Raw genomic sequence first — 13,442 nt, 5'->3', positions numbered from 1 at the left:
CACCATCATGGAGAGCGTCTCGCTGCGTCTGGATCGTCCGCCCGAGGTGGTGAACGCGGGTGTCGGTGTGCACGGTGTCTCCACCGCGCACGACGTCTTCCGGCTGCCCGACCTGTGGCAGCTGCATCTGTACAGCTATGTGGGCCGGCTGTCCGTCCTCGGCACCGTGCACGCCATCCGGCCCGGACACGTCAGCCTGATCCCGCCGGACACCGAGGCGCACTTCCACTACCGCGGCAGATCGGAGCATCTCTACGCCCATCTGCGGCTTTCCGCCACCGGCGCCCGGCAGCGGGTGCCGGTGATGCAGGACACCCAGGCCGAAGGGCCGCTGCTGGCCGGCCTGTTGAGACACGCGGTCGCCGCCATGCCCGTCTCCACGGCGCGTGCCGCCGCCGAGGTCTGGACGGTGCTCTGGCACCTCGCCGAACTGGCCCGGCCCGGCTCCGAGGACCCCGGGCGGCAGCAGCCCGTCGTGGCCGCCGCGCAGGCGTACATCGAGGAGCATCTCGCCGATCCCCTGCCCGTGCCGGTCATCGCCCGCTCGGCCGGCGTCTCGCACACCCACCTGACCCGCCTGTTCCGCGCCGAGACCGGTCTGACGGTCGTCGCCTATGTCCGCCGCCGAAGGCTGGAGCGGGCCCGCCACCTGCTCCAGGCGTCCACGCTGCCCATCCCCGCCGTCGCCGCGGCAGTGGGCATCGCCGACCTGCAGGCGTTCAACAAGGCATGCCACCGCGAGCTGGGCTCGGGCCCCCGGGCCGTACGCGCCGCGCGAGTCCGGTGAGGGGCCGCACGCCGGGTCCGTGCCTTCCCCGTCTGCTGCGATCGCAGTAGCCGCAAGTGTCTGCGAACGGCCAACGACGAGAGGCCGGAGAACTGCGAGCGTGAGGGTGGGCCGTGATCGTCGGCCCCATCTCATGGCATTCCTGGAAAGGCTCGTCGATGTCCCCTCTCGCCCGCTGGTGCCACCGGCACCGGCTCGCCGTCGTCCTGGCCTGGGTGGGCCTGTTGCTCGCCCTCGGCGCCGGGGTCGGCGCCGCCGGTGACGCCTTCGGCAACAGTCCGACCTCTCAGGACACCGACTCGGCCAGGGCGACGGCTCTGCTGCAGCAGGCCTCCAGCAGTGCCGCGGGCAAGAGCGGCCGGGTCGTGTGGCAGCTGAAGGGCGGCACGGTCACCGAGCCGGTGGCCGAGCGGGCGATGACCGGGGCACTGGAGCACATCGCCGACGCACCGGGGGTCGCCGCGGTGGCCGGCCCCTACACGCCCGACGGCAAGAGCCAGGTCAGCAAGGACGGCCGGACGGCCTACGCCACGGTCGCGTTCGACCGGGACGTGACGGACGCCCAGGTCGACCACGTGAAGGAACTCGCGACCGCTCCGGAGTCGGGAAGCCTGCACATCGCGCTCAACGGGCAGGCGTTCACCGTCAACCCGGAACCCGACGCGGTCGCCGACGCCATGGGCATCGTCCTCGCCTTCATCGTGCTGCTGTTCGTCTTCCGCGCGGTCTGGGTGGCGGCGCTGCCCATCATCACGGCCGTCGTCGGCGTCGGCACCTCCGCGGTGACGGTGATCCTGCTCAGCCATGTCATCACGCTCTCCGACACCACACTGACCCTCGGTTCGCTGATCGGCCTGGGTGTGGGCATCGACTACGCCCTGTTCGTCGTCAACCGGCACCGCGCCAACCTGATGGCGGGGATGGGCGTCGCCGAGTCCACGGCCAAGGCCCTCAACACCTCCGGCCGGGCCGTGGTCTTCGCCGGGCTGACCGTCGTCGTGGCGCTGCTGGGCATGCTCACCCTGAACGTCGGCATCATCAACGGCATGGCCATCGGCGCGGCCGTCACCGTCGTCCTGACCGTGCTGGCCGCCATCACCCTGCTGCCCGCACTGCTCGGCATGATCGGGCCGCGTGTCCTCAGCCGCACCGAGCGCCGCGACATGGCCGCGCGGGTGAGCCAGCAGTCCTCGAACCGCCCCGGACTGTGGGGCCGGTGGGCCGAGCGTGTCCAGGCCCGGCCCAAGACCCTCGGTGTCGTCGCCCTGGCCGTGCTCGCGGCGCTCGCGTTCCCGACGCTGTCGCTGCGTCTGGGCGCGTCCGACGACGGCAACCTGCCCACGACCTCGACGAACCGTCAGGCGTACGACATGGTCGCGGAGGGATTCGGCCCCGGTTTCAACGGCCCCCTCGTCCTTGCCGTCCAGGCCCCCACCGCCGCCGACCAGGCCGCCGAGGCGAAGCTGGTCACCTCCCTCGAACAGGTCGACGGTGTCGCCAGTGCCGCCGCGGCACCGAGGAAGGAGGGGCAGACGGTCGGAGTGATATCCGTCGTCCCGACCACCTCCCCCCAGTCGGCTGCCACCTCCGACCTGATCCACCACCTGCGTGACGACGTGATCCCCGAGGCGGAGCGGGGCACGTCGATGAAGGTCTACGTGGGCGGTGTCACCGCGAGCAACGACGACTTCGCGTCGGTGCTGATGGGCAAGCTGCCGGTGTTCGTGCTGGTGATCGCCGCCCTCGGCTTCCTGCTCCTGACCGTCGCCTTCCGCAGTCTGCTCATCCCCGCCGTGGGCGCCGTGCTCAACATCCTCAGCATCGGGGTGGCCTTCGGCGCGATCGTGGTCGTCTTCCAGTACGGCTTCGGCGCGGGACTGCTCGGGCTCGGTGCCGCGGGGCCGATCGAGTCGTTCGTGCCGATCCTGGTCGTCGGCATCATGTTCGGGCTCTCCATGGACTATCAGGTCTTCCTGGTCAGCCGGATGCGCGAGGAATGGGCCCACACCGGGGACAGCCGGCGCGCGGTCCGGGTCGGACAGGCCGAGACCGGCAAGGTGATCGCCGTCGCCGCCGCCATCATGGTCTGCGTCTTCGGCTCGTTCGTCTTCGGTGGTATGCGGGTCATATCCGAGTTCGGGGTCAGCCTCGCGGTGGCCGTCGCCGTGGACGCCCTGCTGATCCGCATGGTCGTCGTACCCGCACTCATGCACCTGTGCGGGCGGGCCAACTGGTGGCTGCCCCGCCGCCTGGACCGCGCGCTGCCCAACGTCTCCGTGGAGGGCCCCGCCGACGAGCCCGCGCACCCGCTGCCCGCCGTGCGGGAGCCGGAGACCACCGGCCTGGCCCGCTGACCGTCAGCCCCTTCCACCGGTCGGCGCTGCCTAGAGTGAGGGAATGGAACTGCCCATGGTGTGGCGACAGTGGCCGGCCCGTCATGCCCGGATCACAGACGTCCTGCCCGCGGTGCCTCTGCTCGTGATCGCCGCTGCGGCGACCGCCGCCGGTCAGGACGGCTGGCAGGAGCCTCGTTGGCATGAGGTCGTGTGGACGGCGCTGTCCTGCATACCGTTGGCCTTCCGGAGCCGCTGGCCGCTGGGGGTTGCACTCTTCACGGTGGCGGGCGACCTCACGCTGATGGCCGTCGCCCCGCACATCGCGCCGACCCCGGCGGCGAGCCTGATCGCCCTGTACACCCTGGCCCTCCTCGGCAGCCGACGCACCGCGTGGACGGTGGGGGTGGCCGCGGCCGTGGCGATCACCGGTGTCCACGCCGCCACCCATGGGGAGTCCGTGGTGGCGGGGGCCAGTCTGTTGCGGCTGGACTTCGCGATCGCTGCCATCACGCTGGGCCGCGCCGTCCGCAGCCGCCGCGACAACCTCGCCGAGGCCAGGGCACGCGCGGAACGCGCCGAGCGCATGCAGGAGCAGGAGGCCAGGCGCCGGGTCACCGAGGAACGCGTACGCATCGCGCGCGACCTGCACGACGTCGTCGCCCACCACATCACCCTGGTCAACGCCCAGGCGGGAGTGGCTCACCATCTGATGCGCGCCAACCCCGACCAGGCGTACGAGGCGCTGGCCCACATCAAGGAGAACAGCCGTGCCGCCCTGGACGAACTGCGCGCCACCGTCGGCCTGTTGCGTCAGCCTGACGACGTTCCGGGCTCGCGGGCCCCCATCCCGCGCCTGGACGATCTCGACACCCTCGTCGGCGGATTCCGCGCGAGCGGCCTGTCCGTGCGGGTGTCCCGCACCGGTACTCCCGCACCGCTGGCATCCGCCACCGAGCTGACCGCCTACCGCATCATTCAGGAAGCCCTCACCAACACCCACAAGCATGCCTCCGCGACCCGGATCGCGGTGGTCCTGGACTACGGTGCCCACGCGCTTCGGATCACCGTCACGGACGACGGACGTCCCGGCGCGCCGAAGGGCCCGGGCACCGGCCACGGACTGATCGGCATGCATGAGCGGGCCACCGCCATCGGCGGCACCGTCACCACCGGCCGACGGCCCGAGGGCGGCTTCGAGGTCGTGGCCGAACTGCCGCTCTCGCTCGCCCCCGCAACCGTCTGACACCCCGTGAGGACCCACCGTTCATGGCCATTCGCGTCCTGCTCGCCGACGACCAGGCCCTGCTCCGCGGCACGTTCCGGCTGCTCATCGACGCCCAGCCGGACATGGAGGTCGTCGCGGAAGCGTCCCACGGGGGTGAGGCGGCACGACTGGCCCGGACCGAGCGGGCCGACGTCGTGGTCATGGACATCCGGATGCCCGAGGTCGACGGTATCGAGGCCACCCGGCTGATCGGTCAGGACGAGGACCTGGCCGGAGTCAAGGTCCTCGTCCTGACCACCTTCGAGGAGGACGAGCTCGTCGTCGAGGCGCTCCGGGCCGGCGCGAGCGGCTTCCTGGGCAAGGGAGTCGAACCGGCGCAACTGCTCGACGCCGTCCGGCTCGTGGCCGCCGGCGAGGCGTTGCTCTCCCCCGCGGCCACCAAGGGCCTCATCGCCCGCGTCCTCGCCCAGCCCGCCCCCGGCGACCTCGTCGACCCCCGTCGGCTGGCCACGCTGACTCCCCGGGAACGGGAAGTGCTGACCCTGGTGGGCAGCGGCCTGGCCAACGACGAGATCGCCGAGCGCCTCTTCGTCACCCCGGTCACGGTCAAGACCCACGCCAACCGGGCCATGGCCAAACTCGGCGCCCGCGACCGCGCCCAACTCGTCGTCATCGCCTACGAGACGGGCCTGGTGCGGGCGGGAGAACGGCAGGGCTGAGACGCGGGACGCTCGCGCCGGCGCCGCGGTGGCCACCCCCTGCGCGACGTCCTGACGAGTGTGGTGGTCTTCAGTCCGGCAGGGGCTGTTCGGCCCAGATCGTCTTGCCGCGGTACGTATGGCGGGTGCCCCACCCCTGGCAGAGCTGGGCGACCAGCAGCAGCCCGCGTCCGCCTTCGTCGTAGACCCGCGCCCGGCGCATGTGCGGGGCGGTGCTGCTGGCGTCGGAGACCTCGCAGATGAGATTGCGGTCGAGGATCAGGCGCAGCTGGATGGGCGGTTCGCCGTACCGGATGGCGTTGGTGACCAACTCGCTCACGACCAGTTCGGTGACGAACGCGGCCTCGGCCAGGTTCCATCGCTGGAGCTGACGGCTCACCAGGTCCCGGATCCCGGCCACCGCGGATGGGTGCTGCGGCACGTCCCAGGAGGCCACGTGGGCCGAGTCCAGGGCGTGCGTGCGGGCCACGAGCAGCGCCACGTCGTCGCCGGGCCGGGTCGGGAGCACGTCCTGCACGACCGCGTCGCAGATGGCCTCCAAAGCGGGGCCCGAGCGGTCCAGCGCCCGCAGCAGCAGGTCGATGCCGTCGTCGATGTCGCGGCCCCGGGCCTCGATGAGGCCGTCCGTGTGGAGCACGAGCAGACTGCCCGGGGGCAGCTCGACCTCGACCGCTTCGAACGGCAGGCCGCCCAGCCCCAGCGGAGGCCCGGCGGGGAGCTCGAGGACGTGAGCCTCACCGTCCGGGCGGAGCAGTACCGGTTCCGGATGGCCCGCGCGGGCCAGGGTGCAGCGCCGCGAGACCGGGTCGTAGACGGCGTACAGGCAGGTCGCGCCGATGTCGGCGGCGCCGGAGGTGTCGTCGTTCTCGGCCGAGAGCCGGTTGACCAGGTCGTCGAGGTGGGTCAGCAGCTCGTCGGGCGACAGGTCGACGTCGGCCAGGGTGCGGACGGCCGTGCGCAGCCGTCCCATGGACGCGGACGCCTGGATGCCGTGTCCCACGACGTCTCCGACGACCAGGGCGACCCGTGCGCCGGAGAGCGGAATGACGTCGAACCAGTCGCCTCCCACACCCACCTTCGCGTCGGCCGGCAGATAGCGTGAGGCGACCTCGACGGCGGACTGCCGGGGCAGTCGCTGCGGCAGGAGGCTGCTCTGCAGGGTCAGCGAGGTGTCGCGCTCACGGGTGTAGCGGCGTGCGTTGTCGATGCTCAGGGCGGCCCGCGCGGTGATCTCCTGGGCCAGCAGCAGGTCGTCCTGCTCGAAGGCTTCCGGGCGCCGGTGGCGGGAGAAGGTGGCCACGCCGAGGGTGACCCCGCGGGCGCGCATGGGTACCGCCAGGACGGAGTGGAAACCGAAGCGGTGCATGCGTTCCGCCCGGTCCGGTGCCTGCGCGGCCCACCGGTCGACCAGGGCCGGGGACAACTGGAGGATCAACGGCTGCCCCGATGCCAGGCATTCGGCGGCCGGCGAGGACCGCGGGTACGTGTCGACCGAGCCCAGCGGGACCACGGCCTCCGGGCACCCCGGCAGCACTGACTGGTTGGCAACGCGGCGCAGTTGGACCGGGCGGGGCAGCGTCGTCGCGCGCGGTTCCTGGTCGTCGTCGATGTCGGGGAGCAGGTCGACGGTGACGAAGTCGGCCAGCGCCCCGACGGCGACGTCGGCCATTTCCCGGGCGGTACGGGCCAGGTCGAGCGTGGTGCCGATGCGCACGCCGGCCTCGGCGACCACGGCGAGCCGTTGCCGGGCCAGGTGCTGATCGGTCATGTCGTGCGCGGACAGCAGGACCCCGCGCACCGTTCCCCCGGGGTCGCGCACGGGGGCGAGGGACACCGACCAGATGCTCTCGTGCTCGTCGCCGGCCAGGTGCAGGCCGGCCTGCATATGCTGCTGCTCGCCGGTCGCGACGACCTTCCGCATCAGGTCCTCGGCCCGTTCGCCCTGCGGGTGGAGCACGATCTCCGACACTCTGAGTCCGCGCATCTCCGCCTCGGAGAGTCCCATCACGCGTTCCATGTCCGCGTTGGCCCGGAGCAGCCGCAGCCCCGTATCGTAGAGCGCCATGGTGCACGGGGACTGGATCATCGACCAGCCGATCAGCACGTCCTCGTCGGACTGCGGCTGATCATGGGAGACCGGTGAGACCAGAAGCCATTCGTGGGCCTCGCCGTCGACACCGGAAGCCAGGGCACGGCGGTGGGCCAGCAGTGTCACCGGGAGGATGCGGCCGTCGCGGTGTCGCAGGGTCGCCGTGCCGTTCCACCGCTGCACCCCGATGAGGGACCGCAACGTCCCCGCGGGCGGGTCACCCGCGAGCAGCGCGGCCGCGGGCCTGCCGATGACCGCCGAGGCCGGGTGGCCCACCAGCCGTTGCGCACCTTCGCTCCACCCGATCACCATGCCGTGGGCGTCCACGACGGCACGGGCTGTGGCCGCTTCGTCAAGGGGCGGCACCTGCCGCAGTGCCGCCCCTTCGTCTCCGGTGGTTTCCGGTGGCGTCATATCGCTCATCCGCCTCCAGAACCCACCTTCCCAAAACTTCTCCATTTCATTCTAATAATGTGAAATGGCAATAATTCTTCACGCTGCCGTCCCGAGGGGCGGAGGTCACCGCGTCCACACAGGTCAGGCCCAGGCCGTGACCGGCACGAACGAGCTGTCCCGGCGGAAGAGGTCGGTTCCGTCAGAGCGTTCCACGCGGAGCTGGTAGGCGTAGTGGCGCAGGTAGTGCCCCGGATAGTTGTGCGACTCGAAGCGGACGGCATCCGAGGCCGTGCCGGCCCGGAGGAAGAACGTGGCGTCCCGGGCGAAGGTGCTCGTGCCGTCGTTCGGGTCGAAGCGGGCGCGGAAGTCCCAGTGGCGCAGGTAGTTGCCGGCCGCGTCGCGGAAGGAGCAGCCGCTCGTGTCGGCCAGGCCGGCGACGACCGTGAAGGTGGCGGCCTGCTTCTCGGCGGTGGTGCCGGCGCCGCTGACCACGGGCAGGTCGAGGAGCCCGGACCGCTGCTGCCAGTAGCGGGTCGAGTAGTTGGCCGACCGGAAGGAGCGGGTGACGCCGCGGGCCAGGCCCGGGCCGCCGGAGACCGTCTCCTTGACCACCGTGAAGTGCCGTGCGGTGCCGGAGATCCCAGGCAGCGCTGCCGGTGCGGACCAGGTGGCGAAGGTGTCGCGGCTGTCGCTGTAGTAGTAGTTCCCGTCGCCGTAGCCGTCGAAGAAGATCCGCCAGCCGCCGTTGTCGAGCTGCACCAGCGCGGGGCCCTCGCGGTAGCTGCCCCAGCCCGCCCAGTCGCCGGTCCTGCGGATCGTGTACGGGCCGTCGAGGTTCGAGGCGGTGGCGTACTCGATGTACTTCGTCGTCTCGTTCTTCGGGAAGGCGTGGTACGTCGAGCCGATCTTCACGATGAACGTGTCGATGTGGTTGGCGCCGATGCCCGACAGCGCGACCGGTGAGCTCCACGCCGTGAGGGCGGAGTTCGTGGCCCTCAGCCGGTACGGGGTGAAGATCCACTCGTCGTTCGTGGTGGAGCAGGACACGATGACGTTGACGCTGCCGTCGCTGTCGACGAACCACTCGGGCGCCCAGGCGCGCGAGAGGTTCGCCAGGGGGATGGTGTGGTCGTGGAGGAACGTCCAGGTGACGCGGTCGGAGCTGCGGGCGAAGCCGATGGTCGTGCTGGGGTCCTGCCAGGTGTGCGTGGTGTAGGTGACGTAGTAGGAGCCGTCGGTGTGTCTGAGGATGCTCGCGTCGCGGATCCGGCCCGTGGGTGGTGTGTAGGCGGAGGAGCGCAGCAGCCGGAAGTCGGTGGCGTCGTCCGACTGGTACACGTTGACGGTGCCGTCGTCGCTGTTGAGGAACGGCACGATCGTGTAGCGGGTGGCCGAGCCGTTCGGGGGTGCGGCGGCCAGGGAGCTGCCGAGGAGCCCGGGCGCTTCGCCGAGCAGCGCCGCCGAGGCGGGCAGGGCGGCCAGGGCGCGCAGCAGGGTGCGGCGGGGCGGGGCGGCGGGGTGTGGGGTCACGGCGTCTCCCTGAGACACGCGGGATCGACATACCGAACAAGGTTCGGAAACTCGATCAGCTGTGGGGGCTCAGAAGGTAAGGGTGCGCCGGAGGGGCGTCAATGGTTTGAACGAGCGCGGATGGGCCCAGTGGGGAATAAGTGACCTGTGGGTGAATTTCACTCGTGCCGCCGGCGTTCCCGTCGCCGGCCACCGGACGTTACCGTTCGGTAGACAATTGATCCGGAGGTGTCCGTATGACGCTCGACCGTGCCGAAGGCCTGGCGGAGACCGCCCGTGCGCTGGCAGCCGGGGAGGTGACGTCCCGGGAGCTGGTCGAGCGGACCCTGGCGCGGATCGAGGCGACACAGGGCAGCATCAACGCCTTCCGGATCGTCCGGGCGGAGGCGGCGCTCGCCGAGGCCGAGGCGGCCGACCGGGACCTGGCCGCGGGGACACGCAAGCCGCTGCTGGGGGTGCCCGTGGCGGTGAAGGACGACATGGACGTGGCCGGTGAGCCGACCGCGTTCGGCTGCTGCGGGGAGTTCCCGCCGGTCACCGAGGACGGCGAGGCGGTGCGGCGGCTGCGCGCGGCCGGCGCCGTGATCGTCGGCAAGACCAACACCTGCGAGTTCGGGCAGTGGCCCTTCACCGAGGGGCCCGCGTTCGGCGCGACCCGCAATCCGTGGAACACGGAGCACACACCCGGCGGTTCCTCGGGCGGCTCGGCCGCCGCGGTCGCCGCCGGTGTGGTGCCGGCCGCACTGGGCTCGGACGGGGCCGGCTCGGTGCGGATCCCGGCCGCGTGGACCCATCTGGTCGGTATCAAGCCGCAGCGCGGCCGCATCTCCACCTGGCCGCGCGGCGAGTCCTTCCAGGGCATCACCGTCAACGGCACCCTGGCCCGCACGGTCGCCGACGCGGCCCTGCTGCTGGACGCGGCGAGCGGCAACCACGCGGAGGATCCGCACCGGCCCCCCGCCGTCGACGTGCTGTCGGCCGTCGGCCGCGACCCCGGCCGGCTGCGCATCGCGCTCTCCCTCAAGCCGCCGTTCACCGCCGTTCCCGCCCGGCTGCTGCCGGAGGTGCGGACCCGGGTCGTCGCACTCGCCGAGCGGCTGGCGGCGCTGGGGCACACGGTCGAGGAGGCGGATCCGCCGTACGGGCAGATCGGGCTGACCTTCGTACCGCGCGCGACGGCCGGGATCGCCGAGCGGGTGGACGAGGCGCCCTTCCCGGCGCTGCTGGACCGGCGCACCCGGGACGCGGCCCGGCTGGGCCGGCTGCTCGGCGGGGCGCCGCTGCGGGCGGCCCGCCGGGCGGAAACCGTGCTGCACCGCCGGATCGGCGGGTTCTTCACCTCCTACGACGTCGTCCTCGCGCCCACGACCGCCGCTCCCCCGCCCCGGATCGGCGCCCTGCTCGAACTCAGCGGTTTCGCCACCGACCGCGCGATGATCGCCGCCTGCCCCTACGCCTGGCCGTGGAACGTGCTGGGCTGGCCGGGCGTCAACGTGCCCGCCGGTTTCACGGCGGACGGTCTGCCGGTCGGCGCGCAGTTGCTCGGCCCGGCCGACAGCGAACCGCTCCTGGTGCAGGTGGCCGCGCAGTTGGAGGCGGAGCTGCGCTGGTCCGAGATGTGGCCCGAGCCGCCGGTCACGGCCCGTTCCGCCGTCGCCTGAGCGACCGTACGCTGTCCTCCATGGCGGACGCGTCGATGGTGGGGCTCATGGGGCGGGTCACCGGAACGGTCGGGCCCGGGCTGGTCGGCGAGGTGATCGTCCGGGTGCGCGGCGGGGCCGAGCACTTCCTCGCCCACCCCGCCACCGCGACGGACCGGATCGATCCGGGCACGGTCGTGATGGTGGTCGAGTACCTGCCCCCACGGACCGTCTACGTCACGGCGGCGTACGACAGTTGAGGCCGCCGCGGCGCAGGTGAGAGCCGCGCGCGTCAAGGTTTGGGCAAGGATGCGCGGGTGTCTGTACCCCGGCTCCGCGCAGGAGCACACTCCCCTTCGTTCGGTGCCGAGAGGGCACCATGCAGAGGGGGCGAATGCCGATGGTCGTCGGCGTCGTTGCGGGGGCGGCCGTTGCCGCCGTCCTCGTTCTGATCGGTCTGTTCAAGCTCATGTGGCGGGTCGCCGAGCCCAACGAGGCACTGATCATCTCGGGTTCCAAGCACCGCACCGAAGGCATCGAGGAGGGCATGGGGTTCCGTATCGTCACCGGGCGGGGCACGCTCGTGCTGCCCGGAGTGCAGGCGGTGCGCAAACTGTCGCTCGACCTGAACGAGACAGAACTCCAGGTGGACTGCGTGACGCACCAGGGCATTCCGCTCAAGGTGCGCGGCGTGGTCATCTTCAAGGTGGGCGACGACTTCGTGTCGATCGCGAACGCGGCCCGCCGTTTCCTCGACCAGCAGAAGCTGATGTCGGAGCGGGTGCACAACGTCTTCGCCGGTCATCTGCGGTCCATCGTGGGCGGGCTGACGGTCGAGGACATGATCCGGGACCGGGAGAAGCTCACCGGGCAGACGCGGGCCGCGTGCGGCACCGAGATGGAGAAGCTGGGCCTGATCGTGGACTCGTTGCAGATCCACGAGATCGAGGACCCGACCGGCTACATCCAGAACCTGGCCATGCCGCACGCGGCGGCCGTGCAGCGGGACGCGCGGATCGCCCAGGCGGAGGCGAACCGGCTGGCCACCGAGGCGGAGCAGCAGTCGTTCGCCCGGATGGCGGAGGCGACCCGGGACAGCGAGATCCTCCAGGCCGGCTACCAGGCCGAGCGCGACAAGGCCGCCGCCAAGGCCCGGCAGGCCGGACCGCTCGCCGAGGCCGGGGCCCGGCAGGAGGTCGTCGTCCAGGAGACACGGGTGGCGGAGCTGGAGGCGCACCGGCGCGAGCAGCAGCTCCAGGCGGACGTCCGCAAACCCGCCGACGCTGCGGCCTACGAGAAGCGCACGCTGGCCGAGGCCGATCGCGACGCGCGGATCTCGGCGGCCCAGGCCCGGGCGAAGGAGACGGAGCTGGCGGCGGCCGCCGAGGCGACCCGGGTCAAGACGGCCGCCGGGGCCGAAGCCGAGGCGACCACCGCACGGGGCGCCGCGGCGGCGCAGGCCACCCGGGCCACGGGTGAGGCCGAGGCGGCGGCAGCGCAGGCCAGGGGGCTGGCCGAGGCCGAGGCGGCCAGGGCCAAGGGGCTCGCGGCGGCGGAGGCCATCAAGGCCCGGGCCGCCGCACTCGCCGACAACCAGGAGGCCGTCGTCGCCCAGCAACTCGCCGAGAACTGGCCGGAGATCGTCAAGGCCGGCGCCTCCGCGTTCGGCAACGTCGACAACATGGTGCTGCTCAACGGCGCCGACGGCATGGCGGACATGTTCACCAAGGCCCTCACCATGGGCGGCACCGGGCTGGGTCTCGCCCGCCAGTTGCTCGCGTCGATGGAGCGCACCGGGCAGACGCCGAAGGAGACCTCGCCGCTCAACGGGCTGGCCCAGAAGGTGCCGATGGACGACAAGTGACCCTTCACGCACAGCTCACGGGGGCAACCTCTAGGGTGCCCCCGTGAGCACGATGACCGACGGACACGTCCCGGGCCGGCACGGCCCCACCGCCACCACCGAGGCCGACCCCCGCGCGGTCGGCCGGGTGCGCACCGAGTACTCCCCCGCCCATGACGGTGACCCCGACCCCGGGGAGATCGTCTGGACGTGGGTGCCCTACGAGGAGAACGACGGACGGGGCAAGGACCGGCCCGTGCTCGTGGTCGCCCGGGAGGCCGCCGGGACGTTCCTGGCCGTGCAGCTCTCCAGCAAGGCGCACGACGGGGACCGCGAGTGGGTGGCCATCGGCGGCGGACCCTGGGACCGGTCGGGCCGCGACTCCTGGGTCGCGGTGGACCGCATCCTGCGCCTGCACGAGCAGGGCATGCGCCGGGAGGCCTGCGCCCTGGACCGCGGGCGGTTCAACCTGGTCAGGCACCGGCTGCACGAGCGCTACGGCTGGACCTGACCGCCTCCTCGGGATCGTCGCGGACGCCGCGTCACGAGGCGTCCGGCGCCTTGCCGCCGGCAGCCGTGGGCCCCTGGTCGCCTCCAGCACGCGCTCGGCCCGGGTGACCAGGACTCAGGGCAGTCGGCGGCGGAGGCGGAGTTCAGGTCACCCGGACGGCGGACACCGGCACGGGTTCCGGCCCATGCGTGCGGGCGCCCTTGCGTGTCGCCCGCAGCCCTGCCGCGACCGGCAGCCCGCACCCGGCCCGCGCCGGACGTGCCCCGGCGGCGGGGACCGGCTCGGTCCTGTCAACGACCGCGTCCCCACCGAGTTTGTCCAGGCGTTCACCACCATCCTGGCCACGGCGTACGAGCAGGGGCCGGA

Annotated in this window: 10 protein-coding genes and 1 pseudogene; 8 read left to right on the top strand and 3 right to left on the bottom strand. The window is 72.1% G+C overall.

Translation table 11 applies throughout. The annotated features are described in order from the left end of the window. The first annotated feature begins 7 nt into the window (after positions 1 to 7). The 4 genes from ABZ016_RS23000 (at position 8) to ABZ016_RS22985 (ending at position 5,067) form a co-directional block, all read left to right on the top strand. The gene (locus tag ABZ016_RS23000) at positions 8 to 787 is read left to right on the top strand and encodes an AraC family transcriptional regulator (protein WP_356918517.1); all 780 of its coding nucleotides are present in this window, start codon (positions 8 to 10) and stop codon (positions 785 to 787) included. Between the two features lie 158 nt (positions 788 to 945). Further along, the gene (locus ABZ016_RS22995; protein ID WP_356918516.1) at positions 946 to 3,141 is read left to right on the top strand and encodes an MMPL family transporter; all 2,196 of its coding nucleotides are present in this window, start codon (positions 946 to 948) and stop codon (positions 3,139 to 3,141) included. Positions 3,142 to 3,184: 43 nt separating this feature from the next. Next, positions 3,185 to 4,366 (top strand): sensor histidine kinase, encoded by a 1,182-nt coding sequence (locus ABZ016_RS22990; protein ID WP_356918515.1) that lies wholly within the window; start codon positions 3,185 to 3,187, stop codon positions 4,364 to 4,366. Positions 4,367 to 4,389: 23 nt separating this feature from the next. Continuing rightward, complete coding sequence (locus ABZ016_RS22985) at positions 4,390 to 5,067, top strand: response regulator transcription factor (RefSeq protein ID WP_356918513.1); 678 nt, start codon at positions 4,390 to 4,392, stop codon at positions 5,065 to 5,067. Between the two features lie 70 nt (positions 5,068 to 5,137). Here ABZ016_RS22985 and ABZ016_RS22980 read toward each other — a convergent pair whose 3' ends face one another. Together ABZ016_RS22980 and ABZ016_RS22975 are read right to left on the bottom strand one after the other, a co-directional pair. Then, positions 5,138 to 7,579 (bottom strand): SpoIIE family protein phosphatase, encoded by a 2,442-nt coding sequence (locus ABZ016_RS22980; protein ID WP_356918512.1) that lies wholly within the window; start codon positions 7,577 to 7,579, stop codon positions 5,138 to 5,140. Positions 7,580 to 7,693: 114 nt separating this feature from the next. After that, on the bottom strand, positions 7,694 to 9,082 hold the full coding sequence (locus ABZ016_RS22975) for a glycoside hydrolase family 43 protein (RefSeq protein ID WP_356918511.1): 1,389 nt from the start codon (positions 9,080 to 9,082) through the stop codon (positions 7,694 to 7,696). Positions 9,083 to 9,318: 236 nt separating this feature from the next. Between ABZ016_RS22975 and ABZ016_RS22970 the strand changes: the two genes are divergently transcribed. The 4 genes from ABZ016_RS22970 to ABZ016_RS22955 all read left to right on the top strand — a co-directional run bounded on the left by ABZ016_RS22970 (position 9,319) and on the right by ABZ016_RS22955 (position 13,076). Further along, on the top strand, positions 9,319 to 10,743 hold the full coding sequence (locus ABZ016_RS22970) for an amidase (protein ID WP_356918509.1): 1,425 nt from the start codon (positions 9,319 to 9,321) through the stop codon (positions 10,741 to 10,743). 20 nt (positions 10,744 to 10,763) lie between these two features. Continuing rightward, entirely contained in the window at positions 10,764 to 10,982 is a 219-nt protein-coding gene (locus ABZ016_RS22965) for a hypothetical protein (RefSeq protein ID WP_356918508.1), read from the top strand. Positions 10,983 to 11,116: 134 nt separating this feature from the next. Further along, positions 11,117 to 12,586, top strand: a complete 1,470-nt coding sequence (locus ABZ016_RS22960; protein WP_356918645.1) for an SPFH domain-containing protein — start codon at positions 11,117 to 11,119, stop codon at positions 12,584 to 12,586. A 43-nt stretch (positions 12,587 to 12,629) separates the two neighbouring features. Then, positions 12,630 to 13,076: a type II toxin-antitoxin system PemK/MazF family toxin gene (locus tag ABZ016_RS22955; RefSeq protein WP_356918507.1), complete on the top strand. Its 447-nt coding sequence runs from the start codon at positions 12,630 to 12,632 to the stop codon at positions 13,074 to 13,076. A 142-nt stretch (positions 13,077 to 13,218) separates the two neighbouring features. On the opposite strand, the pseudogene ABZ016_RS22950 reads toward ABZ016_RS22955, so the two are convergent. After that, positions 13,219 to 13,442: pseudogene (locus tag ABZ016_RS22950) on the bottom strand (hypothetical protein); the annotation flags it as partial.

Source organism: Streptomyces sp. NPDC006372, assembly GCF_040612515.1.
In the GTDB taxonomy this organism is placed as follows: Bacteria; Actinomycetota; Actinomycetes; order Streptomycetales; family Streptomycetaceae; genus Streptomyces.
Note: the sequence above shows the minus strand (reverse complement) of the source record. Positions and strands in the feature narration are given on the sequence as shown.